The organism is Ruegeria sp. CI1, assembly GCF_056536925.1.
The window spans coordinates 98,585-125,281 of record NZ_JBQFQP010000007.1 but is presented as its reverse complement, the minus strand read 5'-3'; the positions used below and the strand labels follow the sequence as shown (position 1 = coordinate 125,281).

Annotated in this window: 21 protein-coding genes and 3 tRNA genes; 10 read left to right on the top strand and 14 right to left on the bottom strand. The window is 58.3% G+C overall.

What is annotated here, in order from left to right:
* Positions 1–228 precede the first annotated feature (228 nt).
* Together ACR0LZ_RS10250 and ACR0LZ_RS10245 are read left to right on the top strand one after the other, a co-directional pair.
* Positions 229–1,662 (top strand): cache domain-containing protein, encoded by a 1,434-nt coding sequence (locus ACR0LZ_RS10250; RefSeq protein ID WP_480749706.1) that lies wholly within the window; start codon positions 229–231, stop codon positions 1,660–1,662.
* On the top strand, positions 1,659–2,306 hold the full coding sequence (locus ACR0LZ_RS10245) for a response regulator transcription factor (protein WP_480749705.1): 648 nt from the start codon (positions 1,659–1,661) through the stop codon (positions 2,304–2,306). Before ACR0LZ_RS10250 ends, ACR0LZ_RS10245 begins: the two co-directional genes overlap by 4 nt.
* Before the next feature lie 53 nt (positions 2,307–2,359).
* Here the strand turns inward: ACR0LZ_RS10245 and ACR0LZ_RS10240 are convergent, their stop codons facing one another.
* Positions 2,360–3,208, bottom strand: a complete 849-nt coding sequence (locus ACR0LZ_RS10240; RefSeq protein ID WP_480749704.1) for a HalD/BesD family halogenase — start codon at positions 3,206–3,208, stop codon at positions 2,360–2,362.
* Positions 3,209–3,633: 425 nt separating this feature from the next.
* Between ACR0LZ_RS10240 and ACR0LZ_RS10235 the strand changes: the two genes are divergently transcribed.
* From ACR0LZ_RS10235 to ACR0LZ_RS10220, 4 genes are all read left to right on the top strand, one after another.
* The gene (locus ACR0LZ_RS10235) at positions 3,634–5,385 is read left to right on the top strand and encodes an acetolactate synthase 3 large subunit (protein WP_480749703.1); all 1,752 of its coding nucleotides are present in this window, start codon (positions 3,634–3,636) and stop codon (positions 5,383–5,385) included.
* A gap of 65 nt (positions 5,386–5,450) precedes the next feature.
* Positions 5,451–6,011: an acetolactate synthase small subunit gene (gene ilvN, locus ACR0LZ_RS10230; RefSeq protein WP_480749702.1), complete on the top strand. Its 561-nt coding sequence runs from the start codon at positions 5,451–5,453 to the stop codon at positions 6,009–6,011.
* Between the two features lie 178 nt (positions 6,012–6,189).
* Entirely contained in the window at positions 6,190–7,347 is a 1,158-nt protein-coding gene (locus ACR0LZ_RS10225) for an aromatic ring-hydroxylating oxygenase subunit alpha (protein WP_480749701.1), read from the top strand.
* The gene (locus tag ACR0LZ_RS10220; protein ID WP_480749699.1) at positions 7,344–7,565 is read left to right on the top strand and encodes a hypothetical protein; all 222 of its coding nucleotides are present in this window, start codon (positions 7,344–7,346) and stop codon (positions 7,563–7,565) included. The genes ACR0LZ_RS10225 and ACR0LZ_RS10220 overlap by 4 nt, the downstream gene beginning before the upstream one ends.
* Before the next feature lie 36 nt (positions 7,566–7,601).
* On the opposite strand, the gene ACR0LZ_RS10215 is transcribed toward ACR0LZ_RS10220, so the two are convergent.
* The 6 genes from ACR0LZ_RS10215 to ACR0LZ_RS10190 all read right to left on the bottom strand — a co-directional run bounded on the left by ACR0LZ_RS10215 (position 7,602) and on the right by ACR0LZ_RS10190 (position 16,156).
* Positions 7,602–8,408 (bottom strand): DUF2189 domain-containing protein, encoded by an 807-nt coding sequence (locus ACR0LZ_RS10215; RefSeq protein ID WP_480749698.1) that lies wholly within the window; start codon positions 8,406–8,408, stop codon positions 7,602–7,604.
* A 25-nt stretch (positions 8,409–8,433) separates the two neighbouring features.
* On the bottom strand, positions 8,434–9,831 hold the full coding sequence (locus ACR0LZ_RS10210) for an amidase (RefSeq protein ID WP_480749697.1): 1,398 nt from the start codon (positions 9,829–9,831) through the stop codon (positions 8,434–8,436).
* 84 nt (positions 9,832–9,915) lie between these two features.
* Entirely contained in the window at positions 9,916–11,043 is a 1,128-nt protein-coding gene (gene prfB, locus ACR0LZ_RS10205; protein ID WP_480749696.1) for a peptide chain release factor 2, read from the bottom strand.
* Positions 11,044–11,112: 69 nt separating this feature from the next.
* Positions 11,113–13,602, bottom strand: coding sequence for a penicillin-binding protein 1A (locus ACR0LZ_RS10200; protein ID WP_480749695.1), 2,490 nt, complete (start codon positions 13,600–13,602; stop codon positions 11,113–11,115).
* Between the two features lie 111 nt (positions 13,603–13,713).
* The gene (locus tag ACR0LZ_RS10195) at positions 13,714–14,934 is read right to left on the bottom strand and encodes an N-acetylmuramoyl-L-alanine amidase (protein ID WP_480749694.1); all 1,221 of its coding nucleotides are present in this window, start codon (positions 14,932–14,934) and stop codon (positions 13,714–13,716) included.
* A 76-nt stretch (positions 14,935–15,010) separates the two neighbouring features.
* The gene (locus ACR0LZ_RS10190; RefSeq protein ID WP_480749693.1) at positions 15,011–16,156 is read right to left on the bottom strand and encodes a pyridoxal phosphate-dependent aminotransferase; all 1,146 of its coding nucleotides are present in this window, start codon (positions 16,154–16,156) and stop codon (positions 15,011–15,013) included.
* Here ACR0LZ_RS10190 and ACR0LZ_RS10185 point away from each other — a divergent pair.
* Both ACR0LZ_RS10185 and ACR0LZ_RS10180 read left to right on the top strand, forming a co-directional pair.
* On the top strand, positions 16,155–17,528 hold the full coding sequence (locus tag ACR0LZ_RS10185) for a M48 family metalloprotease (protein ID WP_480749692.1): 1,374 nt from the start codon (positions 16,155–16,157) through the stop codon (positions 17,526–17,528). The two genes, ACR0LZ_RS10190 and ACR0LZ_RS10185, sit on opposite strands and share 2 nt — an antisense overlap.
* The gene (locus tag ACR0LZ_RS10180) at positions 17,528–18,283 is read left to right on the top strand and encodes a DsbA family protein (protein ID WP_480749691.1); all 756 of its coding nucleotides are present in this window, start codon (positions 17,528–17,530) and stop codon (positions 18,281–18,283) included. The genes ACR0LZ_RS10185 and ACR0LZ_RS10180 overlap by 1 nt, the downstream gene beginning before the upstream one ends.
* 55 nt (positions 18,284–18,338) lie before the next feature.
* On the opposite strand, the gene ispG is transcribed toward ACR0LZ_RS10180, so the two are convergent.
* The 3 genes from ispG to hemA all read right to left on the bottom strand — a co-directional run bounded on the left by ispG (position 18,339) and on the right by hemA (position 22,100).
* Positions 18,339–19,460, bottom strand: coding sequence for a flavodoxin-dependent (E)-4-hydroxy-3-methylbut-2-enyl-diphosphate synthase (gene ispG / locus ACR0LZ_RS10175; protein ID WP_480749690.1), 1,122 nt, complete (start codon positions 19,458–19,460; stop codon positions 18,339–18,341).
* Between the two features lie 72 nt (positions 19,461–19,532).
* The gene (locus tag ACR0LZ_RS10170) at positions 19,533–20,747 is read right to left on the bottom strand and encodes a helix-turn-helix domain-containing protein (RefSeq protein ID WP_480749689.1); all 1,215 of its coding nucleotides are present in this window, start codon (positions 20,745–20,747) and stop codon (positions 19,533–19,535) included.
* A 129-nt stretch (positions 20,748–20,876) separates the two neighbouring features.
* Complete coding sequence (gene hemA, locus ACR0LZ_RS10165) at positions 20,877–22,100, bottom strand: 5-aminolevulinate synthase (RefSeq protein ID WP_480749688.1); 1,224 nt, start codon at positions 22,098–22,100, stop codon at positions 20,877–20,879.
* 335 nt (positions 22,101–22,435) lie between these two features.
* Here hemA and ACR0LZ_RS10160 point away from each other — a divergent pair, with 335 nt between their 5' ends.
* A complete protein-coding gene (locus ACR0LZ_RS10160; protein WP_480749687.1) occupies positions 22,436–23,818 on the top strand; it encodes a M20/M25/M40 family metallo-hydrolase in 1,383 nt (460 codons plus the stop codon).
* 46 nt (positions 23,819–23,864) lie between these two features.
* Here ACR0LZ_RS10160 and ACR0LZ_RS10155 read toward each other — a convergent pair whose 3' ends face one another.
* The 3 genes from ACR0LZ_RS10155 to ACR0LZ_RS10145 form a co-directional block, all read right to left on the bottom strand.
* Positions 23,865–24,848 carry a DUF922 domain-containing protein gene (locus ACR0LZ_RS10155; protein ID WP_480749686.1) on the bottom strand — a complete coding sequence of 328 codons (984 nt, stop codon included), beginning with the start codon at positions 24,846–24,848 and terminating at the stop codon, positions 23,865–23,867.
* A 72-nt stretch (positions 24,849–24,920) separates the two neighbouring features.
* Positions 24,921–24,997: transfer RNA gene (locus tag ACR0LZ_RS10150), tRNA-Asp, on the bottom strand.
* A gap of 46 nt (positions 24,998–25,043) precedes the next feature.
* Positions 25,044–25,120: transfer RNA gene (locus ACR0LZ_RS10145), tRNA-Asp, on the bottom strand.
* Positions 25,121–25,671: 551 nt separating this feature from the next.
* Here ACR0LZ_RS10145 and ACR0LZ_RS10140 point away from each other — a divergent pair.
* Complete coding sequence (locus ACR0LZ_RS10140) at positions 25,672–26,409, top strand: porin (protein ID WP_480749685.1); 738 nt, start codon at positions 25,672–25,674, stop codon at positions 26,407–26,409.
* Positions 26,410–26,511: 102 nt separating this feature from the next.
* On the opposite strand, the gene ACR0LZ_RS10135 is transcribed toward ACR0LZ_RS10140, so the two are convergent.
* A tRNA-Val gene (locus tag ACR0LZ_RS10135) sits at positions 26,512–26,586 on the bottom strand.
* Positions 26,587–26,697: the final 111 nt, after the last annotated feature.

The window sequence follows — 26,697 nt, the reverse complement described above, 5'->3', positions numbered from 1 at the left end:
AGTCTTGCCCGAAGCAAGGCTTCGGACGGATCGTTTCAGGTGAGGTCAGCCTAGCGATACCGATTCCGATGTGAATACCTAGTACTGCGTAGACCACCCATTTTTTCGGCCATAAACACAGGTTTCCTGCGCCGATACGAAACGGGCCAGCGGTGTTGGCCGGGGCGAGCGGCGAAAAATACCGCAATCCTTTTGATTTTGCGGCCGCCATTGCGTAACGATTCGCGCATGCGGTCTTTTCGTGAACTGATCAAGCTGAGTTACGCCCAGAAGCTGGCCTTGATCGCTGCTGTCCCATTGGTGGTCGCGGTGGCGGCGATTGCCGTGATGGTGGCGTACGAGGCCCGCGCAACCGCCGAGCGCGAAATCAGGGCGCTGGAAAAGAGGCTGATCGAGACCAAGAAGGACGAACTGCGGAACTACGTGACACAGGCACGCAACGGGTTCGGCTATATCTACGGCCCCGCCTCGCCCGATGATCAGGAGGCCAAAATCCATGTCGCGCAGATCCTGGCGGCGATGATCTATGGCACGGACGGGTTCTTTTTCGTCTACGACTATGACGGCACCAATCTGGTCAGTCCCCGGCAGACCGAATTCATCAACCGCAATTGGGAAGGGCTGACCGACAGCAATGGCATTCCCGTCGTTGATGAATTCATCCGTCTTGCGCGCGAGGGTGCAGGTTGGCACAGTTTCATGTGGGAAAAACCCTCGACCGGCGAAGAGGCGATGATGATCGCCTATGTCGTGGGTCTGCAAGACTGGCAATGGGCCGTCGGCACCGGCGTTTTCATCGACGACATTCTGGCGACGGTTGCCAACGCCCGTGCCGAGGTCGAGGCAAGGGTCCAGCGCACGTTCTATTATATCGGGGCCATCGTGCTGGCGGCGCTTTTGATCGTGTTCCTGTCGGGCATGTTGCTGAACATCCGCGAGCGGCGGCTGGCGGATGCCAAGCTAAAGGAACTGACGCAGCGGGTTTTCGACGCGCAGGAAGAAGAACGCGGCCGCGTGGCCCGCGAACTGCATGACGGTATCAGCCAGATCCTCGTCGGCGTCCGTTATGCGCTGGACAACACCCGTCGGCGGTTGGGTCGCGGCGATGACGAAGGCGCGCGCGAACCGTTGGAAACGGGCATCGAAAATCTGGGGGCTGCTATCACCGAAGTGCGCCGGATCAGCCGCGACCTTCGCCCGGGCGTTCTGGATGATCTGGGCCTTGGTCCAGCCCTCAAGGCGCTGACTGACGACTTTCGCGAGCGCACCGGCATCGAGACCGATTTCACCACCGTTGTATTTCGCAACAGGTTAGATCAGGACAGCAAGATCGCGCTTTACCGTATCGCGCAGGAAGCCTTGACGAATATCGAACGCCATTCCGGTGCCTCGCATGTCTCGATCGACCTGCGCGGGCACAAAAAGGGGGCGACGATGCGTATCGCCGACAACGGGCGCGGGTTGCGGTCGCAGCCAGGGGAAATTGCCCGTGGCATCGGCCTGCGGAACATGCAGGAACGGATCGAACAGCTTGACGGCACTTTGCGCATCCTGTCATCACGCGGGGCACAAAGCGGCACGGTTATCGAAGTCAGCCTGCCGCTCAGCCACCTGTTGCCTCCCGGCGAGGAAGCATTGCCGAAAAGAAAGGCCGGAACATGAACGTTGAGCCTGTCCGTGTCCTGATTGTGGATGACCACCCCATGGTTGCCGAGGGCATCCAGTCGATTCTCGAAAGCTACGACGATATCCTGGTGGTCGGAACGCTCGGAAACGGCCAGGAGGCAGTAGAGAACGCCGTAACGCTGGCACCGGACGTGGTGCTGATGGACCTCAACATGCCCGGCCTGGGCGGATTGACTGCCACCGAGATGATCCTGGAGCGCCTGCCCGAAACACGCGTCCTGATCCTGTCGATGCATGACAGCCCCGAATATATCTCAACTGCGCTCAGTCATGGCGCTTTGGGTTATGTGCTTAAGGACGTACCGACCGACGAGATCAAACAGGCGATCGACGCCGTGATGCGCGGCGAACGGTATCTGTGCACCGGCGCAATCGGATCGTTGGAGCCAAAAGAGAATGAGGCGCGAGAGGCGCTGACCGGACGCGAACAGACGATCCTACTACAATTGGCGCAGGGCAAGTCGAACAAGGAAGTTGCCATCGTACTCGACATCTCGGTGCGCACCGTCGAGACGCACCGCAAGAACATCAAGCGCAAGCTTGGCATTTCCTCGACCGCAGGCCTGACTCGGTACGCGATGGAACACGGCATGTTGCAAGGCACCGGCGTCGGGTTCTGACAACCTCGAACACGGACCGAAACCATCAATTCGAGCCACCGCCCAATGGGATGCTAGTCCAGCAGCTTGTCCAGACGACGCCCTTCACGTTCAAAATGATGCGGAAGAACCCGACCATAAAGCTGCCTGGTCCGTTCCACGCCGCCGCACATGCCCTCGGTTTCGACAAATGAGAAGATTCCTACATAGCGTTTTCTGTCACCCTGGACCGGCGCCACGCGATGCAGCGAATACCGCCCCTTGAAGATCTGCAGATCACCGGGGCGAAGCTCCAGCCTGCGTACCTGTGTCATGTTTCCGTCAAGAACACTGGCCACACTGTCGAAATTCTCGTCGTCCGAGCTGCGCAGGTTCGGTGCGTACTCGAACTCGCCGCCGGTCTCACCGTTCTGGATTGCCAGCGTCACCGTGTAGTTGTTGGTATCGAAATGCCAGGGGAACCCCTGCCCCTCCTCGACAACGTTGATGATCACATCCGCCAGAGGATCGTCATAACGGAAAAACCGATCTTGGCTTTCATTCAACGCATCGCGAATGAACGGCATGAAGCCCGGAAATTCGTAGATTTGCCGCAAGGGTCCTGTCGCAGGAAAATTGTCTGCCGGAACAAAGGCGTTCGACCGGTCATAAAAACGCCTTACCGGATGACCGGGGCTTAGTGCCGGGTCGTCCTTGCTGAAATAGGCATTGGTGCGATTGAAAGAGCGATACGCCATCGGTGCCACTGCATCGGCTTCCTGAACAAGGGTTTCAACGCCTTGTTCATGAACAAAGCCGGGCAAAACGGCACAACCATCTTCACCGAGCTCGCGGCGAAGATCCTTGATCATACGGGCGTAGGCGGGCGCGTCTCGCCTGTCGATCGGATAGCGGCCCAAATCAACCAAATCGTAAAGCTTCATGTAAACGGTCCTTGCACTTGTGTCCTTCTTCCACGCTGTCCCTGCAGCGTGGCAGCGGTACCGGAACCGTTCAGGTCTGTTTCGGACATTGGCTTGACGGTTTTGGACCTCATTTCGCGGCGCAGCTCAGTTTTCTGTCAGAGCTGTTGGCGGATGTTCCCCGCATGCGGCAATCTGCGCAACAAAATGTCGCGAAAACAGCGCCAAGCATCCGGATTTCGCCAGATTGACTGTTGACGCCCTTTGCCCCCGACCATAATGTCCCCGCCAGCAAGAAGGAGCCGGTGGCGATGACCACACTAGTCGTAATCGTAGGAACCAAGCGCATGGGCCGGTAACGGAAAACCATAATCGAACCCATGCGCCTCCGAAAGTTCGGGGGCTTTTTTTATGCCAAACCGCATGTCGCCAATGGAGCAAAGCAGATGACACGTGAGATGACCGGAGCAAAAATGGTGGTTCAGGCCCTGAAGGATCAGGGTGTGGACACGGTATTTGGGTATCCCGGTGGCGCCGTCCTGCCGATCTATGACGAGATTTTCCTGCAAAACGACATCCGCCACATTCTGGTGCGGCACGAACAGGGCGCGGTGCACGCCGCCGAAGGGTATGCCCGATCGACCGGCAAGCCGGGTGTCGCGCTTGTAACCTCTGGACCCGGTGCGACAAATGCGGTGACAGGCCTGACCGATGCGTTGATGGATTCAATTCCGATCATTGTTCTGACCGGCCAGGTACCGACCTTCATGATCGGATCGGACGCGTTTCAGGAGGCCGATACCGTCGGCATCACCCGGCCCTGCACCAAGCACAACTGGCTGGTGAAGGATACCGACAGACTGGCAGCGACCCTTCATGAGGCGTTCCACGTCGCAACTGCCGGTCGCCCCGGACCGGTTCTGGTCGATATCCCCAAGGACGTCCAGTTCGCCAGCGGAGAATACCAGCCGCCTAAACCTTCGACCTCACACTATCAGCCTGTTCTCAAGGGCGATCTTGAAGAGATCACCGAACTGGTCGCCGCGATGGAAACGGCGAAGAAGCCGGTATTCTATACCGGCGGAGGCGTGATCAACTCCGGCAAGGCGGCCAGCCAGCTTTTGCGCGAATTGGTAGATGCGACCGGATTCCCGATCACCTCGACCCTGATGGGGCTGGGCGCCTATCCGGCGTCGGGCGATAACTGGCTGGGTATGCTGGGTATGCATGGACTTTATGAGGCCAACATGGCCATGCACGACTGTGATCTAATGATCAATATCGGCGCCCGTTTCGACGACCGGATTACCGGACGCATCGATGCCTTCAGCCCGCATTCGAAAAAGGCCCATGTCGACATCGACCCCTCCTCGATCAACAAGGTGATCCGCGTCGACATCCCGATTGTCGGCGACGTGGCTCATGTTCTGGAGGACATCCTGAAAGTGTGGAAATCCCGCGGCCGCAAGACAGACGCCGCCGCTGTCAAACAGTGGCAGGCGCAGATTGCCGAGTGGCGGAAGGTCAATTGCCTTGCCTACACCAACAGCGAAAAAACGATCAAACCGCAATATGCGCTTCAACGTCTTGAGGAACTGACCAAGGGGCGCGATCGTTATGTCTGTACCGAGGTCGGTCAGCACCAGATGTGGGCGGCCCAGTTCATGGGCTTTGAGGATCCTAACCGTTGGATGACGTCGGGTGGCCTGGGCACAATGGGCTATGGCTTCCCCGCCTCGATCGGGGTGCAGATGGCGCACCCAGAAGCGTTGGTGATCAACGTTGCGGGAGAAGCTTCGTGGTTAATGAACATGCAGGAGATGGGCACCGCCGCGCAGTACCGCCTGCCGGTGAAACAGTTCATCCTCAACAACGAGCGCCTGGGGATGGTGCGCCAGTGGCAGGAACTGCTGCATGGTGAGCGCTATTCTCACAGCTGGTCCGAATCCCTGCCCGATTTCGTCAAGCTGGCCGAGGCCTTTGGCGCCAAGGGTATCTGCATCAGCGATCCGGCGGATCTGGACGATGCGATCATGGAAATGATCAACTATGACGGCCCGGTTATCTTTGACTGTCTGGTGGAAAAGCACGAGAACTGCTTCCCAATGATCCCGTCGGGCAAGGCGCATAACGAGATGCTGCTGGGCGAGGCCGAGACGCAGGGTGTGATCCAGGCCGGCGGTGCGGTGCTGGTGTAACCGAATTCGGCGAATTTCCCGACCCATATGGGACGGGCATGAATTGAGTGAAGAAAGGGACGTAAATGTCTGCCCTACATATCAAACAAGGTTCCACCCGCCATTCCGCCTATAACCTGCGGCCGACTTTTTCGGACGTTCAGGAAAAGCACACGATAGCGGTTCTGGTGGAGAACGAACCCGGCGTTCTGGCCCGTGTCATCGGGTTGTTCTCTGGCCGCGGCTATAACATCGAAAGCCTGACGGTGGCCGAGGTGGATCACACCGGCCACCTGTCACGCATCACCATCGTCACCACCGGCACGCCGCAGGTGATCGAACAGATCAAGGCGCAATTGGGGCGCATCGTCTCGGTCCGGGACGTGCATGACCTGACCGTCGAAGGCGCGTCCGTCGAACGGGAACTGGCGATGCTCAAGGTGGTGGGCGAAGGCGACAAGCGGGTCGAGGCGCTGCGGCTGGCGGATATCTTTCGCGCCAACGTGGTCGACAGCACGCTGAACTCGTTCATCTTCGAGATCACCGGCGCGCCGGACAAGATCGACGCCTTTGCCGATCTGATGCGACCGCTTGGGTTGGCCGAGATCGCAAGGACCGGTGTCGCGGCCTTGCTGCGCGGCGACTGAAGCCACCCTGCGCGCGGCCAAGTTCAGCGGGCGCGCTCTGACTTCATGCGTCGGGTCACGCGTTGTGATCCGACCGGCTCTGAACCGGTCATGTCGCTTCGGGAAATATAGAAGTCGCGAAGCTTCAAGCAGCAGACGTTTTTGTGTGGCCTCTTCCTGCAAGCTCAGGAGAACGCGCATGACCACATCAATGACCACTCTGGCCGATGTCCGGCAACCCATTGAGCAGGCTCGCGGCCTGCCCAATGAGCATTACACCGACCCTGCGGTACATGCCGAAGAAAGCCGCGCGTTGTTCCTGGACGGTTGGGCAGGTCTTGCAGTGACTGCGGACGTGCCGGAACCCGGTGACGCGGTTCCTATGGAGTTTCTGGGCATTCCCCTGCTGCTGTTGCGCGATCGCGAAGGTCAGGTGCGGGTGTTTCAGAACATCTGCCGCCACCGGGGCATGATCCTGGTCGAAGAGCCGCGCAAGATCGAAGGCGCCATCCGCTGTCCCTATCACAGCTGGTGCTATTCCACCCAGGGCAAGCTGGTTTCAACCCCTCATGTCGGCGGTCCGGGACAGAACACTCACAAGGATATCGACAAGAACGATCTGGGCCTGATCGAGGTGCGCAGCCACATCTGGAATGAGGTCGTATTCATCAACGTATCCGGCAACGCCGCACCGTTTTCAGAATATTTCGCGGATTTGCTGGAACGCTGGAAGGAATTCGATGTGCCGGTCTATCACGGCGGACCGGAAAGCACGATGCAGCTGGACCTGAAGACCAACTGGAAACTCGTGGTCGAGAATTATTGCGAGAGCTACCACTTGCCCTGGGTGCACCCCGGACTGAATTCCTATTCCCGGCTGGAGGACCATTATCATATTCAGGAGCAAGGCAAATTTTCTGGTCAGGGAACTCTTGTCTATCGCCAGATCACCGACGAGGATGGCAGTACATTCCCTGATTTCCCCGGCCTGTCTGACAAATGGGACACGGCAGGTGAGTATCTGACATTTCTGCCCAATGTCATGGTCGGCGTTCAGCGCGATCATATGTTCGCGATCATCCTAAACCCCTTGTCCGTCAACCGGACACTGGAGACGGTCCACCTATTCTATGCCACCCCGGACACCTCGAAGTCGTTGAGGGAAAAGAACGCCGAGCAATGGCGCGTTGTATTTGTCGAAGACATCATGGCGGTCGAAAGCATGCAAAAGGGCCGCAGCGCTCCGGGCTTTGACGGTGGCCGGTTCTCGCCTGCAATGGATGGCCCGACGCATCTGTTCCATGACTGGGTGGCTGGTCGGTTGCAGGCCCACCGCACCAGCCAGGCGGCAGAATGAACCGTTTGGATGCACGGCTTCTTGCCGCGCATGAGGCCGGCGACCGCCAGGCGCTGGTTGATCTGTACGAAGAGGCCGCCGACTCTGCGACGGATGAAACCGCCTGTGGGTTCTTCCTGACCCATGCCTATGTGTTCGCGCTGGAGGCCGGACTGACCAAAGCCGCCAGCCTGCGCACGCGTCTGGTTGCGATGGGGCGGGAAACTCCGCCGGAATGACCAGGTGCTCACGCCCAACGCATTTGCCCAGTTGTGTCAGGCGGTTTCCGCCACACCGCCTTGGTCGGGCGCCGCTTCATCGGCTGTGGCGATCTGGCGATAGAGATGCCAACTGGCGTGCCCCAACCAGGGCAACACGACAAGCAGGCCCAAAAACCAGGGCAGCAACGCCAGAAAGGTCACCCCTGCAACGAACACAGCCCAGCCGAGCATCACAACCGCGTTGTTCTTGACGTAAGAAAAGCTGGCGATCATGGCGGTCACGAAATCCAACTCCCGATCCAGAAGCATCGGGATCGACAGGACGGAAATCATGTAGAGCAAAAGGGCGAACACCGCCCCTACAGCCGTTCCGACCGCAAGCATCGTCAACCCGTTCAGGGTCAGGAACACTTCGAATGAGGACGAGACATTCGTCATGGTCGACAGCCCCAGAAACAGCGCAAAGATCATGTGACCAAGGAAGAACCAGAACAGGAACACGACAACGATGATCGCGCATATCGACGGCAGTTGCCGACGACTTTGCTGAACCACAATGCCGAAAATCGCCCCGTAATCCAGCGGTTCCTTCTGATCGAGACGATGCGAAACCTCGTAAAGCCCCACCGCTGCAAACGGGCCGATTAGGGGGAAGCCGATCGCTGCAAGAACCAACCAGAACGTGGTTCCAGTCTGGATCGTAATCCACGCCATTGCCCAACCCGCCAGTACGTAGAAGCCCGCAAACAACAGGCCAAAGACAGGCGCGCGCAGGAAATCGCGCCAACCCCGGCGAAGCGCCGCGCGCAGCATACCAATATCGGCTGTTTTCATACGCGGTACGCCAAACGGTTTCTGCATGAACTCCTCCCTGCGATTTCAAGACTTACATTGCCGGTCGTTTTTGCGGCCATTCGGTTTTTGCGTGATAGGCCGCGCCCAAACCCAACAGCCTTGCATCGCTGCCGCGCGGGCCGAAGATCTGAATACCCATCGGCAGGCCCGAATCTCCGAACCCCGCCGGAACGGCCAGACTGGGCAGGCCCAAAAGGCTGACCGGAGTGACAACCTGCATCCATCGGTGGTATGTGTCCATAGCGCGGCCCGCAATCTCACCGGGATACGGTAGGTTGACATTGAACGGCCAGACCTGTGCGGAGGGCAACACCAGCGCGTCATATTCCTCGAACAGTGCGGCTGCGCGCCGGAACCACGCCGACCGGATGGTGCTGGCACGATGCACCTCCATCGCGGTCATCGCCAATCCGCGATCCATTTCCCAGCGGGCGCTGTCTTTGAGCATTGCCTTTTTTTCATCCAGCGGGGCGAGACCTGCCGCGACGCTCCACGAGCGCAAGGTGATCCAGCTGTCCCAGATCTGTTCGGCGTCGAATGGCGGGGACACCGGCTCGACCGAGCACCCGATAGCCCGGAACACTTCCAGTGCGCTTTCGCAAAGCGCCATGATGCCGTCATCCATCGGGAAGGCCCCGTCCCAGTCGCCCAGCCATCCGATTCGCAGACCATCCGCTTCACCTGGTCTGACCGGTGACACCGGATCGCTGGCAAATGGGTGTGGCTGACGCGGGTCGGGGCCAGAGATCACGTCGAGCAGTAACCCGATATCCTCGGGGCTACGCGCCATTGGCCCCAGCGTGGAAAGCTGATGCAGGAACGTGTCTCCAATTGGCTCAGACGGCACCCGCCCCCAACTGGGGCGGAACCCGTAAACGTTGCTCCACGCAGCCGGGTTGCGCAGGCTGCCCATCATATCCGAACCGTCGGCAAGGGCTACAATCCCTGTTGACAATGCAACAGCCGCACCACCGGAAGAGCCGCCGCAGGACAAGTCCGGATTATAGGGATTGCGGGTCGCGCCATAGACCGGGTTGAAGGTATGAGACCCCAAACCAAATTCAGGCACATTGGTTTTCCCGATCAAGATCGCCCCCGCCGCTCGCATCCGCGCGGCAATCAGGTCATCTGATTTCGGGATATGGTCCTTGAAGATCGGAGATCCTTGCGTCGACGCCACACCGGCCACATTTACCAGATCCTTTACCGCAATCGGCAGCCCGTGCAGCGCGCCGCGGCGTGGACCCGCATCCAGCGCCTCGGCCTCGGCCATCAACTCGTCCTTGTCGCGCAGCGCGACAATTGCGTTGACCTTGTCGTTGACGGTTGCGATCCGGTCGAGTGTTGCACGCATCAGTTCCGCCGCCGAAAGGTGGCCTTCGGAAATGGCGGAAAGCAGCTCGGTCGCGGAAGATCGGGTCAGGTCCATAGGCGCTCACATCTGATGGTTGAGCCTACCCTAGACGCGGTCCGATTTCTTTTAAACCCACTGTTTGAATGTATCTTTTGGGGATCAGTCTTTCGTCCGTGCGTCCGACCGGCTTTTGCCTGATACATTCAACGCCAGTGTTGCCGCCATGAATCCATCAAGATCCCCATCGAGCACACCCTTGGTGTCCGAAGTCTCGTGATTTGTGCGCAGATCCTTGACCATCTGATAGGGTTGCAAAACGTAGGACCGGATCTGGTTGCCCCAGCCTGCGTCACCCTTGGCCTCATGCGCTGCGTTGATCTCGGCGTTGCGGCGGTCAAGCTCCTGCTGGTACAGGCGCGATTTCAGAGCCTTCATGGCGATATCCCGGTTCTGGTGCTGGGACTTCTCCGAACTGGTCACGACGATCCCCGTCGGAATGTGAGTGATCCGAACCGCCGAGTCGGTGGTATTGACGTGCTGGCCACCTGCCCCGGACGACCGGTAGGTGTCGACGCGAATATCCGACGGGTTCACCTCGATCTCGATATTGTCGTCGACCACCGGATAAACCCAGACCGAACTGAACGAAGTATGCCGCTTGGCAGCCGCATCGAAGGGCGAAATTCGAACCAGACGATGCACACCGCTTTCCGATTTCAGCCAGCCATAGGCGTTATGGCCGGAAATCTTGTAGGCAACGGATTTGATCCCGGCCTCTTCGCCGGGTGTTTCCGACTGCAGCTCGACGTCGTACCCCTTTTTTTCGGCCCAGCGGACATACATCCGTGCCAGCATCGACGCCCAGTCGCAGCTTTCGGTGCCGCCTGCGCCGGCGTTGATTTCAAGGAACGTGTCGTTGCCGTCGGCCTCGCCGTTCAACAGTGCTTCGAGTTCTTTTTTCGCTGCCTTCCCCTTGAGCGACTTCAGCGCGTTTTCGGCATCGGTGACAACTTCCTGATCCTCTTCCATCTCGCCCAACTCGATCAGTTCGACATTGTCGTTGAGGTCCGTCTTGATCGACTCATAGGTTTCGATGGCATCTACCAGAACCTGCCGGTCACGCATCAGTTTTTGCGCGTTCTCGGGGTTGTCCCACAGGTTGGGGTCTTCAACACGGGCGTTGAACTCTTCCAGCCGATACGGCGCGGTTTCATAGTCCATTCGCTGAGCCAGAAGCTCGAGCGACTTTTGGATATCCGCCACGATGTTTTGTATTTCGGCGCGCATGATGAGTCCTGCAAAATTCGGGTCAACTGAGGGGTTCTGATAGACCAGCCCCAAACTCTGGGCAAGCGGTCAGTAAAGGCCGCCGGAACTGACCGTGCCGAAATTCGCCTTGGGTCCGACCGTGGTGGTCTGACCGGTCGAGGTTCGCACCTGTTGACCGGCCTGCTGGACCTCTTCAAACAGCGGCAGGTCGGAACCCATCGCGAAACCGCCGTCAAAGGTCAGGCCAAAGATCGGGTCGACACCGTCCCGGAAATACTCGGCCACGACATATTGCCCGGTTGCATCATCCGGCAGGCGCGCACCGGTGAAACGGTCGATCTTGATGAAATGCCCGCCGGGCGGTACATCGAACGGTCCGCCACCGAACTTTGCCACGGCCTTTTCCATAAAGCTCTGGAAGACGGGGCCACACATCGACGATCCGTAAGCCGCACGGCCCATCGGGCGCGGCTGGTCATAACCGATATAACAGCCCGCGACGATGTTTGAGGTGAAGCCAATGAACCACACGTCCTTGGCATCGTTGGTCGTTCCGGTTTTGCCAGCGGTGGGCACCGGCAGGTTCACCGCCCCCGCAGCAGTCCCGCGTTCGACAACACCCCGCATCATCGAGGTCAACTGATAGGCGGTGATCGGGTCCATCACGCGTTCGCGGTTGGTCACGATACGGGGCGATGCATCGCGCGCGATCCGGTCTGAATTGCAATCCACACAATCCCGCTTGTCATGGCGATAGATCGTCTTGCCGAACCGGTCCTGAATGCGGTCGACCAGTGTTGGCTGTACCCGCTCGCCGCCATTGGCAAACATCGCATAGGCCGACACCATCTGGTAAAGCGTGGTTTCCTGGGACCCCAGCGAATTGGCCAGGTAAGGCCCCATGTGATCGTACACGCCGAACCGTTCGGCATAGCCGGCCACCACCGGCATCGACACTTCCTGCGCCAGTCGGATGGTCATCAGGTTACGTGACTGCTCGATTCCCGTCCGCAAAGGCGTTGGCCCATAAAATTTGTTCGACGAATTCTTCGGGCGCCACAAACCTTGAGGCGTGTTCACTTCGATGGGCGCATCCACGACGATGGTCGCGGGGCTGTATCCACTGTCCAGCGCCGCCGCATAGACGAAGGGCTTAAAGCTGGACCCCGGCTGTCGCAATGCCTGCGTGGCACGGTTGAACACCGAATCCTGATAGCTGAACCCACCCTGCATCGCCAGAACACGGCCCGAGTTCACGTCCATCGCCACAAAGCCGCCCTGCACTTCGGGGACCTGGCGCACCGACCATTGGCTGTCTTCACCCCGAAGAACCAGAATCACATCGCCGCGCTTGAAATTCTTGGCGAAATCCCCTTGCATCCATTTGATGTCCGAACGTGGAACAGTACCGTCCGCGGGTCCGCCCTCAATTCCGACGGTCAGTTTCTCGGACGAGACCTCCAGCACGACAGCGGGAAACCACTGCGTCGGCAGGATCACATCGCGTGGCACCTCGGTCAGAGCCAGCGCTGCACGCCAGCTTTCCTCGCTGGTCATCTGTTCTTCGGTCAGGGTTACGTCAGTTCCGCGCCAGCGACCGCGCGAGCGGTCATATTTTTCCAACGCCTCGCGCAGGGCGCGCGCGGCTTCGACCTGCATTTCCTCATCGATCGAGGCGCGCACGCTGAAACCGCCGGTAAAAAACTCACCCTCACCAAAATTCTCGCTCAATTGGCGGCGAATCTCGTCGGTGAAATAGTCGCGCGGCGGCAAAGCGGTGCGGAAACTGTCAAAATCGCCATTCTGCACCGAACGCAGGGGCTGTTCGACTTCGGTCTCGTAAGTTGCCTTGTCGATGAAACCATTCTCCTGCATTTCTCGCAGCACATAGTTGCGCCGGGCCAGCAATCGCTCCTTTTGGCGTACGGGGTGGTAGTCCGAAGGCGCTTTGGGCATCGATGCCAGCGTTGCGGCCTCATGCGGTGTCAGTTCCTGCAGCGTCTTGTTGAAATAAGTCTGAGCTGCGGCCGTGACACCATAGGAGTTTTGGCCGAGGAAAATCTCGTTCAGATACAATTCTAGTATCTGCTCTTTGTTCAGTGTCTCTTCGAGGCGGGTGGCAAGGATGATTTCCTTGATCTTACGTTCGGCGCGCCTGTCGCCGGACAACAGAAAGTTCTTCATCACCTGCTGAGTAATGGTCGATGCACCCCGCACGTTTTCGCCCTTGGAACGTACCGCTTCGACGCCCGCAGCAACGATGCCGCGAATGTCATAACCCTGATGTGCATAGAAATTCTTGTCTTCAGCCGAAATGAATGCCTGCTTGACGAGTTCAGGGATCTCTTCGGAGGGCGTGAACAGGCGGCGTTCCTGTGCGAATTCGTCGATCAGGTGCCCTTCGCCCGAGTAAATCCGGCTGATCGTCGGTGGTTTGTACTGCGCCAGCGACTCGTGGCTGGGCAGGTCGCGGCCATACATCCAGAACACCCCTCCGATGGTCAGGGCGGCCATGAAGATACCAAGGGTTACGAGGCTGAAAATGGCCCCGAAGAAGGAGAGTACGAACCGGATCACGTTGATGCCTTTATTCCGCGGTGATGCCTATATAGTCACGCGCCGTCGCCGGGTCAAAACACATGGCGCATTTTGGCCGCATTACGCCACGACCCGCGATTTGGCCAGAGGTCAACGGCGTACCAAGGCCCGGTTTGCCGTATCCGTCCGTCGCCAGCTCTCCAATCCGGAAACAATGCCCTTGGCGATCGTTGCACGCCAAGCCGGGTTCGAGATGTTCTTGAGGTCGCGCGGGCTCGACAAGAAGCCCAGTTCGATCAAAACCGACGGAATATCTGCGGCCTTGAGCACCGAAAACGACGCCTCGCGCAGCGGCCTGTTGTTCATTGGTCCGCCCTGTTGCGCCATGCTGTCTGCCAGAACCCGTGCCAAAGTCTCGGTTCGCGGCTGCGTTTCCTGACGGGCCAGCTGCAACAGAACATTGGTCACTTGATCGTCGGTATCGCTCAGATCGATGCCAGACAGAAGGTCGCCCCTGTCATGCCTTTCCGCCAGCTTGGCGCTGGCGACGTCAGAGGCTTCATCCGACAGGGTATAAACCGTCGCTCCATGCGCCCGTCCTTCGGCAAGGGCATCCGCATGCAGTGAAATGAACACATCCGCGCCGAACTGGTGAGCCAGCGTGATCCGCCGCTCAAGCGAAACGAAGTGATCGGTTTCACGCGTCAACATCACCTCGAACCCCTCCATGCGCATCAGCAATTCGCGCAGTTCGCGCGCGAAGGTGAGCATCAGGGTCTTTTCGTTCGTGCGTTCCGTCTCGGCCCCCGGATCGATTCCGCCATGCCCCGGGTCCAGCATCACACGCAGGGGTGCATCCGGTCCGCGTGGCGCGGGTCTGTCCAGGTTTTCTGGCGGTGGGACATCCCAGCGACGATCCTGTGGCGCACCGGTAGATTTGGCAAACTCCGGTTCGGTCGCGGGGAGCAGGGCCAGTTCCAGAACCGCTCCACCGCTCACCGGGTCGACCTGCAATTCGGCCCGATCAACGGTCATGGGAGACGCAAGTTCCACCACCATGCGGGACATGCCCGGCACGTAGGTGCCGAATAACACCGCGCCCACCCGATCGGTGCGTGAAAACCTGTCGCCTTTTAAACCGGTCCAATCAACTTCCTGAAAGTCCAGCACCAGCCGGCGAGGCGCATCAAGCGTGAACAGGCGATAAGGCACGCCCTGGCTCAGCGCCAATTGAAGCGACACGCCCTTGTTGCCCAGGCTGGTTATTTGACTGTCTTCGGGGACGACCCGCGCGAGACCGCCAAATTCCTGTGCCTGCGCACCGGAAACCAGCACCCAGACGAGCGCAAAAAGAGTGGCGATCCTGCTCATTGCCTCAGTGCATCCCCGAGATCGTTCGCGCGGACCCTATATCAAGCCGATCGATTTGTGAACGGCCTTGACCTGTTCAGGTTCGCGACTGCATGAATGTTTTGAGCCGTTCCAGCCCCTCTTCAATATCCGCTGTCGAGCGGGCATAGGAGAACCGCAATGTGGTATGTCCTCGCACCGGATCGAAATCTAGGCCGGGTGTGACGGCGACCCCCGCCTTATCTAATATCTCGGCGGCAAAGGCCCGGCTGTCGTTGGTCAGCTCTGAAACATCCGCATACACGTAAAAAGCCCCATCCGGCGGCGCGATATTGGTGAACCCGGCTTTGGGCAGGCCCTGCAGCATCAAGTCGCGATTTACGCGATAAACACTCAGATTGGCCTGCAATTCGTCGTCGCATTCCATTGCGGCCAGGGCGGCAACCTGACTTGCGTGCGGGGCACAGATGAACAGGTTTTGGGCAATGCGTTCCACAATGCGCACCTGATCCTCGGGCACCACCATCCAGCCGACCCGCCAGCCCGTCATCGAGAAGTATTTCGAGAACGAGTTGATCACATAGCACTCGTCGGTCAGTTCCAGCGCCGTGACCGCCTTCGCTTCATATTCGAGCCCATGATAAATTTCGTCGCTGATGAACGAAGCCTCCTGCCCCCGGGCCGCATCAATCAGGGCGCCCATCGCATTTCGATCCAGCATAGTACCGGTTGGGTTTGCGGGTGATGCCACCATCAGCCCGGCCAGTTCCAGCCCCGCCAGATCAACGGGTACAGGTTGCAGGCGGTTTTCTGCGGCCGTCTGAATATCGACCGGCACCAAACCCAGAGCCTTGAGGATCTGACGGTATGAAGGGTATCCCGGTGCACCGATGCCCACGCGATCCCCGGTATCGAACAACGCCGTAAAAGCCAGCAGGAACCCGCCCGAAGATCCCGGCGTGATAACCACGCGGTCGGGATTCAGATCGACATTGTACCAGTCGCCGTAAAGACGTGAGATGCGCTGGCGCAGGGCGGGAATTCCCAGTGACACGGTATAACCCAATGGCTCATCGTGCATCGAAGCCCCAAGCGCTTCGATGGCGCCTTTCGGCGCGCCGGTCCCGGGTTGGCCGACCTCCATGTGGATGATGCGGCGACCGGCCTCTTCGGCTTTGCGGGCGGCCTCCATCACGTCCATCACGATAAAAGGATCAACCTCGGATCGGCTTGAGTTTCGCATGCCCATCTCCCATGTTGCGAGCATGGCTTTTGACCGCGTATCCCGGCTGGCGTCAATCCCGGCCTTGTTTTTGACGGCTGTCCTTTGGGTTGTGACGGCCGCACCGGTATATGCGGTCGGTCTTTTGCGCGATCCGGATATCGAACATGGCCTGCGCGAACTGGCGTTTCCGATCCTGCGCGCGGCGGGGTTGAACACCAACCGCGTGAGGGTGTTGCTGGTCGACGACGACAGTTTCAACGCTTTCGTCATCGACTACAACACGATCTTTTTGAACTATGGCCTGATTCTGAAAGTTGATACGCCCGAAATGCTTCAGGCCGTTATCGCGCACGAGGCCGCCCACATAACCAATGGTCATCTGGCCCGCCGCACCGCCAATCTGGAAAGCGCGCAACGTGTTGCGACGCTTGGCACCGCACTTGCCTTGATCGCCGCCGCCGCCGGAGCTGGCGAAGCGGCCGGTGGTATTGCCGCTGGCACTTCAGCCTCTGCATTGCGCGGTTTTCTAAGCCATACACGCGCTGAAGAGGCCTCGGCCGACCGTTCCGCGGCCAGCTTTCTGCAATGGTCAGATGTGTCGCCCAAGGGCCTGGTCGATCTGCATCGCGCTTTTGCGGGTCAGGAGTTGCTGTCACCGGCGCTGCAAGACCCCTATATGCGCTCTCACCCGTTGAGCCGAGACAGGCTCCGCGCGGCCGAGGATTTTCTGGCCGCCTACGGCGACAAATCCAGCCCCAATCCAATTGCCGACTATTGGTTTGCCCGGATCAAGGGCAAGGTGTCGGCTTTCACCCGTTCCTCTTCCTGGACCCTGCGCCGCGCGCGTGAAGAACAACACCGTGACATCCGGCTGATGCGCGAGGCCGTGGCCTACCATCTCAACCGCGACCTTCCCAACGCGATTGCGGCCATCGACGGCGCTTTGACAATACGGCCGGACGATCCGTTCTATCATGAGCTCAAGGGGCAGATCCTGCTGGAGAACCGCGAGCTGCAACACGCCGTGGCAGAATACGGGAAAGCGGTCGATCTTGCCCCCAATGATGCGCTGATCCTGGCGGGATACGGGCGTGCCCTTTTGGGCGCGGGTCAGACCAAATCTGCATTGGAGACACTGGAAAAGGCCCGAGCACGGGACTACCGTAATATCCGAATGATGCACGATTTGGCGATGGCTTATGCCAAAGCGAGCGAAAACGGCATGGCCTCTATGGTCACTGCGGAACGCTTTGCTCTGCAAGGCCGATTGGAAGACGCAGGAATTCATGCCAAACGTGCTGTCGGACAGTTGCCCGAAGGCTCGCCGGGCTGGCAGCGCGCACAAGACGTACTAATTGCATCGGAACGAGCACGGAAAAGGAAAAGATAATGCTCCGATTTGCCGCCCCGGCCCTTTTGGGCCTGACACTGATTTCCGGTCCTGCGCAGGCTACGGACCTGAGCGACATGACCGACGACGAAAAGGCCGCCTTTGGTGCCCAGGTACGCGAGTATCTGCTGGATAATCCCGAGGTAATTCTCGAGGCGATCAACATCCTTGAGGAAAGGCAGGCCGTTGCCGAAGCGCAAGCCGATCTTGAACTGGTTGCCACCAATGCCGATGCGCTGTTCGACGACGGTTACAGCTGGGTCGGTGGTAACCCCGAAGGCGACATCACCCTCGTCGAGTTCATGGATTACCGTTGCGGCTATTGCCGCAAAGCCGTTCCCGAGGTCGCCAAACTTCTGAAACAAGACGGCAACATCCGTTTGATCATCAAAGAGTTCCCAATTCTGGGAGAGGCATCTGTATTGTCTTCGCGCTTTGCGGTCGCTACCAAACAGACCGCTGGTAACGAAGCATACAAACAGGTCCATGACGCCCTGATTGAGTTCGGCGGAGATGTGACCGAAGTCACATTGCGTCGCATCTCGGACGGGCTTGGCCTGGAAACCGAAACCATCATCGCACATATGGACAGCGACGATGTGACCCGCGAAATTGCGCAGACCCGCGCATTGGCGCAGCGGCTGAAAATTTCCGGCACGCCGACCTTTGTTCTGGAATCCGAAATGCTGCGCGGCTATGTGCCCGCCGAGCAAATGGAACTGATCGTCGAAGACATCCGCGGTCAAAGAAGCTGAGCTTGACGCGCAGCTTCGACAAAAGCCTCCAATGCGCTGCGTTGGGGGCTTTTTCCTATTCTGCGGCGTCCTTCAAGCCTTCCAGCTCCGCCGCCTTTTTCTCGACCTCTTCGACGATGTGATCGACCATCTGGTCGTTCGACATCTTGTGGCTGGCTTTTCCGGCGAGATAAACCATGCCGGATCCAGCACCGCCACCGGTAAAGCCCACGTCTGTCATCAGCGCTTCGCCCGGCCCGTTCACAACACAACCAATGATCGACAGGCTCATCGGCGTCTTGATGTGTTCCAGCCTCTTTTCCAGCGTCTCAACCGTTTTGATCACGTCGAACCCCTGGCGGGCGCAAGAGGGACAAGAGATGATGTTGACGCCCCGGTGGCGCAGGCCCAGAGATTTCAGAATCTCAAAGCCGACCTTGACCTCTTCCACAGGATCTGCGGACAGGCTGACACGGATGGTATCGCCAATGCCCATCCACAACAGGTTGCCCAGGCCGATTGCGGATTTGATTGTGCCTGAAACCAACCCGCCCGCTTCGGTGATACCCAGATGGATCGGGGCGTCGGTCGCTTCGGCAATGCCCTGATACGCGGCGGCAGAGAGGAACACGTCACTGGCCTTCACACTGATCTTGAAATTGTGAAAGTCGTTGTCCTGCAGGATGCGGATATGTTCCAACCCGCTTTCGACCATCGCTTCGGGGCACGGTTCGCCGTATTTCTCAAGCAGATGCTTTTCCAGACTGCCCGCATTGACCCCGATACGGATCGAACAGTCATGGTCGCGCGCCGCTTTGATGACTTCGCGTACGCGGTCGGGAGAGCCAATATTACCGGGATTGATCCTGAGGCAGGCCGCGCCCGCCTCGGCTGCTTCGATGCCACGCCTGTAATGAAAGTGAATATCTGCCACGATGGGAACCGGACTTTCGCGCACAATGTCTTTCAGCGCCTTGGACGAGGCTTCGTCCGGCACCGACACCCGAACGATATCCGCGCCTGCTTCGGCTGCTGCCTGAACCTGCGCCACTGTCGCGGCCACGTCGGTTGTCAGCGTATTCGTCATGGTCTGCACCGCAATTGGCGCATCCCCTCCAACGGGGACGTTTCCGACCATGATCTGACGGGATTTGCGGCGATAGATATTGCGCCACGGGCGCACGTGGTTCAGCGACATGAGGTCTGGTCCGCATCTGCTCCGGTTGTGGCAGATACATAGGCCGCGCGCCCGGTGCCTGCAATGGTCGGATTACTCGCTGGGCGCTTCGGCCGGTTGTTCTGCGATCTGAGTCTGGGCCTCGGCAACCATGCGGGCCAAATCGTCATCCTGCCCAAGATCGGCGACCTGATAGCGTTCCGTTACCGCACCGATTGACAGCGGTAGGTTCTTGGTCACGACTCCACGTTCGCCTACAGGCCCGAAATGCTCACCATTCGTGGCGAAATAAATCGCGCCGCTTTCGCCTGCACGCAGCGTCGGCGGTTCTTCGGTCAGCGGCACCTCATAGGTTTCGCCCGACTCCATGATCTTCTCAAAGATCGTCGACCCATCTGCCGCTGTCACCCGCACCCACGACGGGCGTACCGCAACCATCGTCAGCGATGGTCCAGCTTCTTCCAGAACCTGGGGCGTGACTGGATGCGGCGCTGCCCGCTGCAATTCCGCGACCTGCACTTCCGGAAGCTCCGGTGCTCTAAAGGATCCGACGGTTCTGGGATCAAGGGTCGAAATCGGCGCGTCACGGGCCACGAGTACCGGCACGTCCAGCGCTTGAGGCCGGTACAGGCGGTCAAGCGCATCGGAGGAAGGCTTTGTTATCCCAGCCGTTTCCGTGACCGATTCACGGTTGCGCGCCTCTTGCAGCGGATCGAGATCGGTCAGCACGAGCGGTGCTTGTTCGACCGGGGCGACCTGGACCTGCTGAACTTCCTTAAGTACGGTCCAACCGCCATATCCGATACCGACGATCATCGCCACCAGCACAAAGAGCGAGCCCAAAGCGCGCGGCTCCACATGGCTCAAGAAGGAATCCTTGCCCGGAACGAAAGGTGTATTGGGGGAAATGAAGGGATCTCGCCCCATCGGGCCACGCGCGGGCAAAGCGCCTGTTGATTTCTTGACCACCGACGCCTCGGCGGACATGCCATGGGCAACTTCGAACCCGCTTTCCTCGCAGAATGTGGCAAATGTTTCATCCGGGTTCATGCCCAGATAGCGGGCGTAAGAACGCACATACCCGGCGATAAAGCCGGGCGTGTCGAATGCTTCGGGTTCAGCATTTTCGATGGCAGCTATATAGTTGGCCTTAATCCGCAACTCACGCTGAACATCCAGCAACGACTTGCCCATTGTCGCGCGCTCACCGCGCATCACATCGCCAAGTCGTAGCTCGAAGTCGTCAAACCCTTTGGGTCTGCCGATATCAACTTCTCCGGAGTCGCGCTGATTGCTGCGCCCAATCATTCCTGCCGCCCCATGTTGCCTGCCGCGATTCTTACACGTAGCTGTCAATCGTCCCCATAACGATTCGCTCGTGCTTTTGTTACCGTAAGACTAACACGCTGCAAACGAGTTGCACACCTTGGCCTCACCTTATCCGGCAAGTTCGGCGCGATTTAGCGCACAATGTGACCAAAGTTCGTCCAAAGCTTGAACCAAACGGTTCATTTCTTTGGGCCCATGCACTGGTGATGGAGTAAAGCGCAAACGCTCGGTTCCACGCGGGACGGTCGGGAAATTGATCGGCTGAACGTAGATGCCGTAGTTGTTCAACAACATATCGCTCAATTTCTTGGTATGGACAGGATCGCCGACAATTACGGGTACAATGTGGCTGCCATGGTCGATAAGCGGTAAACCCATCCCCTTGAGGCGCAGCTTGAGAACGCCGGCCTGCGTCTGGTGTTGTTCACGCAATTCCGGCGCCTGCTTGAGGAACGCAACCGACGCAGCCGCTCCGGCCGCTACTGCGGGCGGCAGTGACGTGGTGAAGATGAAGCCGGGCGCGTAAGACCGGATCGCGTCGCACATTTTGGCGCTGGCCGCGATATAGCCGCCCATCACGCCGTAGGCTTTGGCGAGCGTGCCGTTGATGATGTCGATCCTATGCGCCAACCTGTCCCGTTCGGTCACGCCGCCACCGCGGGGACCGTACATGCCGACCGCGTGCACCTCGTCGATATAGGTCAGCGCGCCGAATTCGTCGGCCAGATCACAAATCTCTTCGATTGGGCCAAAATCACCGTCCATCGAATAGACCGATTCAAAGGCGATCAGCTTGGGAGCGGCCGGATCGTCAGTTTCGAGCAGTTCGCGCAGATGAGCGACGTCATTGTGGCGGAAGATACGCTTGGCCCCGCCATTCCGGCGCACGCCTTCGATCATCGAGGCATGGTTGAGCGCGTCGGAATAGATGATCAGGCCTGGAAACAGCTTGGGCAGCGTCGAAAGCGTTGCGTCATTGGCAATATAGGCAGAGGTAAACAAAAGCGCCGCTTCCTTGCCATGCAGATCGGCCAGTTCGGCTTCAAGGCGCTTGTGATAAACGGTAGTGCCCGAAATGTTGCGGGTGCCGCCCGACCCTGCCCCGGTGGCGTCGATGGCCTCGTGCATGGCGGCCAGAACAACCGGGTGCTGTCCCATGCCCAGATAGTCGTTGCCACACCAGACCGTAATGTCCTTCTGGCTGCCATCGGGACGTGTCCAGACCGCATGCGGGAATTGCCCCTTGCGACGTTCGATATCGATAAAGGTCCGGTAACGGCCCTCTTCATGCAGCTTGGCAATCGCGGAATCGAGCTGAGCAGTATAGTCCACTGGTGTCTCCTTCATCATCCGTCCGCTTTCCCCATTTCAAGCTTCCGGAGCCATCCACCAACGCCAACAAATTCACGTTCATGAATGAATATCTTTCATGTACCTTCAGATCAACTGCCTATAGTCCGGCAAGACGACGCAGCTTTGATTTGCATCAAATATATTTTTAAGACCGCTCAAACAAGCAAAGTTCCGGCGCACCGGCGCGAGGAAACGACGCAGCCGCGTGGCAGCGCCCGGATTCCATCATAGTACATGATTTCTCGCACCCTTGCACTGGACTGTCCTGCCGCCGGTGCTAGGCTCCCCGAAAATTGATCACTCAGGAGCTTTCCATGTCGCTAGACCCCGTACTCAACCGGATCGATTCCGATCTGCCTGCTGCCATTGACCGGTTGATGGAACTGCTGCGCATTCCGTCGATTTCGACCGACCCGGCTTACAAGGAGCAATGCGAAAAGGCGGCTGATTGGTTGGTTGCCGATCTCAACTCCATCGGCATCGCCGCGCAAAAGCGCATGACACCGGGCCATCCGATGGTCGTTGGTCACGTTGGAGAAGACAGCTCCGCGCCGCACGTGCTGTTTTATGGTCACTACGATGTGCAGCCCGTTGACCCGCTGAATTTGTGGAAGCGCGATCCGTTCGACCCTGCCCTCGAAGAGACCGACCATGGGCAGGTCATTCGCGGGCGCGGCTCTTCAGATGACAAAGGCCAGCTCATGACTTTTGTCGAAGCCTGTCGTGCATGGAAGGCCGTTCACGGCAAACTGCCCTGCCGCATCACCTTTTTCTTTGAAGGCGAAGAGGAATCCGGTTCACCTTCTCTTATCCCGTTCCTTCAGGAAAACGCCGCAGAGCTCCAGGCCGATCTGGCGCTGGTTTGCGACACTTCGATGGTGTCCCGTGGCGTGCCCTCGATCGCATCGCAACTGCGCGGCATGCTCAAGGATGAGTTTACCATTGTCGGACCCCGTATCGATCTGCATTCCGGCCACTATGGCGGGCCGGGCCTGAACCCGCTGCGCGAACTCTCGCGGATCGTTTCGTCATTTTATGACGAGGAAACCGGGCGCGTGGCTGTCGAAGGGTTCTATGAAGGCGTGCATGAAGTGCCTGCCGACCAGTTGCGCCAATGGGAAGGTTGCGGTTTCGACGAGGCGGAATACCTCAATTCCGTCGGCTATTCGCAAGCCCACGGCGAGAAACGGTACTCGACACTGGAACAGCAATGGGCGCGTCCGACGCTCGAGGTCAATGGCTTGTGGGGCGGTTACAACGGAGCTGGCTCCAAAACCGTGATCCCGTCCGAAGCACATTGCAAGATCACCTGCCGCTTGGTCGGCGACATGGATCCCGACGCCCTGCGCGACAAGATCCGCAAACACGTTCAGGATCGCCTGTCGCCAGATGCCAAGATCGTTTGGGACAACGATCTGGAAGGTTCACGCGCTTCGGTCATGAATATCACCCGCCCCGAATTCGAAGCCGCACGAGGCGCGCTGTCGGATGAATGGGACCGCGAGGCCGTCTTTACCGGCATGGGCGGATCGATTCCGGTTGTCGGGTTCTTCAAATCCATTCTGGGGCTGGATTCGATGCTGGTCGGCTATGCCAACGACGATGATGCCATCCATTCTCCGAATGAAAAGTACGATGTCAAAAGCTTCCACAAAGGCATCCGTTCGTGGGCGCGGATTCTGGATGCGTTGAACTAGCGCGCGGTCGGCACCGGCCGCTTTCTGGCCGGTGCCCGCCTCATTGTCAGGGGTCGTGGGACATATCCAGCACCACGCCTTCGTTCTTGCCGTGATCCGATTGGCCAGGTGAATCATAGGCGTCCTGCTTGTCCTGCCATCCTTGCGTTTCGTCTTTCCAATGGGTAGGCAAGTCTGCCTTTTTGACGTTTTCCTCGGTCAGGTCAGCTTCAAAGGCATCCACACATTCGTTGAAAATCTTGTGGTGATTGTCCTCGTGGGCCTTCAGCTTTTTCCACATCGTGTCCCAGCTGCCCTTTTGACCCTTGTTTCCCTTCGAGTAGTTTTTCCACTTGGGCATGGTAATGATCGGCTTGGCAGTGATTGTTATAGTCTTGATATGGCCATCCAATTGAAAAGAGGCGCTCATCGATGCGTTCGAACGGTAGCGCCCCCAGAACTGGCGCTTGTTGAGGTTATCGAACACCTGCTGAATGGTGTTCCCAACGACGGAATATGTGACCAGCTTGGGGCTGGAGATCGACCGTTTCACTTCTGCCGGATCGGGCGGTACGTCTTTCAGTTCAACGCCTTGCTTGTAGCCACCCAACTGTTTGTCGTCATAGTCCTGTGAGGCTTTCTTTATGCCTTCTTTGATCTTTTTCGCCGCTGAGGTGAAGCTTGACTTGTCCAGATCCATTCCTTCGAGTTCCTTGATGGATTTGGCCGCGGCTTCCAGTGCCAGTGCGTGCAACTTTCCCAGATATTTCTCCAAAGCCTTGACCATCCGGTTCCACTCGGCCTGCCGGTCCTTGGTGCTTTTTGACTGCTCCTTCCACTTCAAAAGCGTCATCTCTGGCTTTAAGGCAAAGGTGATCTCGGTCACCTTCTTGGACTTGTCGTATTTTGGGATGAGGCTCGGGTTGGCATTATAGCTGCCCCAGGTTGGCCGTTTGTCCAGAATGGTCGATAACGCTTCAAAATCGACGCCGGACACGGTCAGCATTTTCTTGGACGGTTTCGGCAGTTTGGTCTTTACCTTTATTGCCATCTCATTCTCCCTCACGCTCGGTACGTAAAGGAAATCCTAACACAACTCTGGCGCTACTTAAGGGGAAAGAAATGGCGCGGTTGACGGGGCTCGAACCCGCGACCCCCGGCGTGACAGGCCGGTACTCTAACCAACTGAGCTACAACCGCGCATATGTCTTGAACCCATTGGCCCGGATCCTGGGCTGGACAGCGGTGGCGCGGTTGACGGGGCTCGAACCCGCGACCCCCGGCGTGACAGGCCGGTACTCTAACCAACTGAGCTACAACCGCTCGCTGCCCGTTCATTGCTGAACGTTGGGGTGTATTATGGCTACGCCCGTGCATCGTCAAGCGGCGTTTCCAACTTTTTTCAAGCGGGGGCAAGAAATTCCCGCCCGCTACCAGAGGGAAAGACCCGCATTACATCGGAAGAACAAGATATTTTCTTTTATTTTCAGATTGTTGCAAGGTGACTCTCTAGCTATGAGGTGCATGTTTACACCGCTCATTCCACGCCACCCTGTGACGCCTCGATGTGAGTGAAGACACCGTGCCACCACCTTCCCGAAAAGATGTGTCCCCGGAATCAGATGACAGACCTCGATGGCCCCCAGACAATCTGTGAAGACGCGCAATTCGTTGAGTTGTCCCAAATGTACAGACCAAAACCCCCGATATTCCATTTTGTACAACCGCTGCCCCGATGGATCGTGCTCGCCGCGCAACAGAGCTGAACTTTTGCGCGCGCCCGCTACCTGAGCGCGAACGTTGCAGATATTTCGGCGACAGTGGAGCCGGCCAATTTCCGGACCGGACCACATAAAAAAATCAGGAGCAGAATCTTGAAAAACATTATTGTTTCCGGTGCCTTCGCAGCCGGTTTTTTGGCGAGTGCCGCGCATGCGGTGGAAGTTACCGGCGGGTATATCGACCTGGGGTATTCGACTTTTACCGACAATGATCTCGGCAGCAAATACAACCTCAACGGTTCGGGTGAGCTTGCCTTTTCGCGCCAGTTCAGCCTGCAGCTGGATCTTGGCGGCTACAGCTTCCGCGAGATCGATGAAACCGGCACCAACGTGACGCTTCACGCGAACTACCACGCCAGCGAAGATCTGTCACTGGGTGCGTTCTATGGTCAGGACTCGCTGGATGTGACGGGCGCGGGTTCGTTGGACATCGACTTCTACGGCATCGAGGCCGGATACGACGCGGGTCCGGTCGCCATCGAGGGATATCTGGGCCGCCAGGATCTGAGCGATTTCTCGGGCACGGACGGCACCATTTTCGGCATCTCCGTTGCGAGATTCGTGACCGAAGAATGGGAACTTTCGGCGAACTATGACTACATCGACAACTTCGCCGGTTTTCTGGATGCCAGCACCTTTTCGTTCGGTGCAAACTACCACTTCAACGAAAATGCTGAAATCTACGGCGAGTTGGGAACTGCCCGTTACGACGCTTTCGGCCTGAGCAACACCGAGGCCTATGTCGGCGTGGGCGTTCGGATGAACCTTGGCAATGCGCGCGGCACCACCTTTGGCCGTCGCGGCGTTCTGGACAAGCTTCCTGGCCTGTAAGACAGCGAACCCCGGCGCATTATCTGCGCCGGGGTCACTTTGAAGTCGAGACTCTTCGGTACTCCGCACGTACCTGAAATCTCTTGTTCACCGAGGTTTTGATGGTGGGTGATAAGAGATTTGAACTCCTGACATCTTCGATGTGAACGAAGCGCTCTACCACTGAGCTAATCACCCATGGGCGCGGGTATTACAGCGTCTTCCTGATCTTCGCAAGAGGCCAATCCTGAATGTGCCTCCCAAATTGCAAGCCAACGGCCATGCCACGGTTTTCAAACCGGCAATTCC

Coding starts and splice junctions, on each gene's coding strand:
- ACR0LZ_RS10250 (WP_480749706.1), top strand. CDS start 229: ATGCGGTCTTTTCGTGAACTGATCAAGCTGAGTTACGCCCAGAAGCTG.
- ACR0LZ_RS10245 (WP_480749705.1), top strand. CDS start 1,659: ATGAACGTTGAGCCTGTCCGTGTCCTGATTGTGGATGACCACCCCATG.
- ACR0LZ_RS10240 (WP_480749704.1), bottom strand. CDS start 3,208: ATGAAGCTTTACGATTTGGTTGATTTGGGCCGCTATCCGATCGACAGG.
- ACR0LZ_RS10235 (WP_480749703.1), top strand. CDS start 3,634: ATGACACGTGAGATGACCGGAGCAAAAATGGTGGTTCAGGCCCTGAAG.
- ilvN (WP_480749702.1), top strand. CDS start 5,451: ATGTCTGCCCTACATATCAAACAAGGTTCCACCCGCCATTCCGCCTAT.
- ACR0LZ_RS10225 (WP_480749701.1), top strand. CDS start 6,190: ATGACCACATCAATGACCACTCTGGCCGATGTCCGGCAACCCATTGAG.
- ACR0LZ_RS10220 (WP_480749699.1), top strand. CDS start 7,344: ATGAACCGTTTGGATGCACGGCTTCTTGCCGCGCATGAGGCCGGCGAC.
- ACR0LZ_RS10215 (WP_480749698.1), bottom strand. CDS start 8,408: ATGCAGAAACCGTTTGGCGTACCGCGTATGAAAACAGCCGATATTGGT.
- ACR0LZ_RS10210 (WP_480749697.1), bottom strand. CDS start 9,831: ATGGACCTGACCCGATCTTCCGCGACCGAGCTGCTTTCCGCCATTTCC.
- prfB (WP_480749696.1), bottom strand. CDS start 11,043: ATGCGCGCCGAAATACAAAACATCGTGGCGGATATCCAAAAGTCGCTC.
- ACR0LZ_RS10195 (WP_480749694.1), bottom strand. CDS start 14,934: ATGAGCAGGATCGCCACTCTTTTTGCGCTCGTCTGGGTGCTGGTTTCC.
- ACR0LZ_RS10185 (WP_480749692.1), top strand. CDS start 16,155: ATGCCCATCTCCCATGTTGCGAGCATGGCTTTTGACCGCGTATCCCGG.
- ACR0LZ_RS10190 (WP_480749693.1), bottom strand. CDS start 16,156: ATGCGAAACTCAAGCCGATCCGAGGTTGATCCTTTTATCGTGATGGAC.
- ACR0LZ_RS10180 (WP_480749691.1), top strand. CDS start 17,528: ATGCTCCGATTTGCCGCCCCGGCCCTTTTGGGCCTGACACTGATTTCC.
- ispG (WP_480749690.1), bottom strand. CDS start 19,460: ATGTCGCTGAACCACGTGCGCCCGTGGCGCAATATCTATCGCCGCAAA.
- ACR0LZ_RS10170 (WP_480749689.1), bottom strand. CDS start 20,747: ATGATTGGGCGCAGCAATCAGCGCGACTCCGGAGAAGTTGATATCGGC.
- ACR0LZ_RS10160 (WP_480749687.1), top strand. CDS start 22,436: ATGTCGCTAGACCCCGTACTCAACCGGATCGATTCCGATCTGCCTGCT.
- ACR0LZ_RS10155 (WP_480749686.1), bottom strand. CDS start 24,848: ATGGCAATAAAGGTAAAGACCAAACTGCCGAAACCGTCCAAGAAAATG.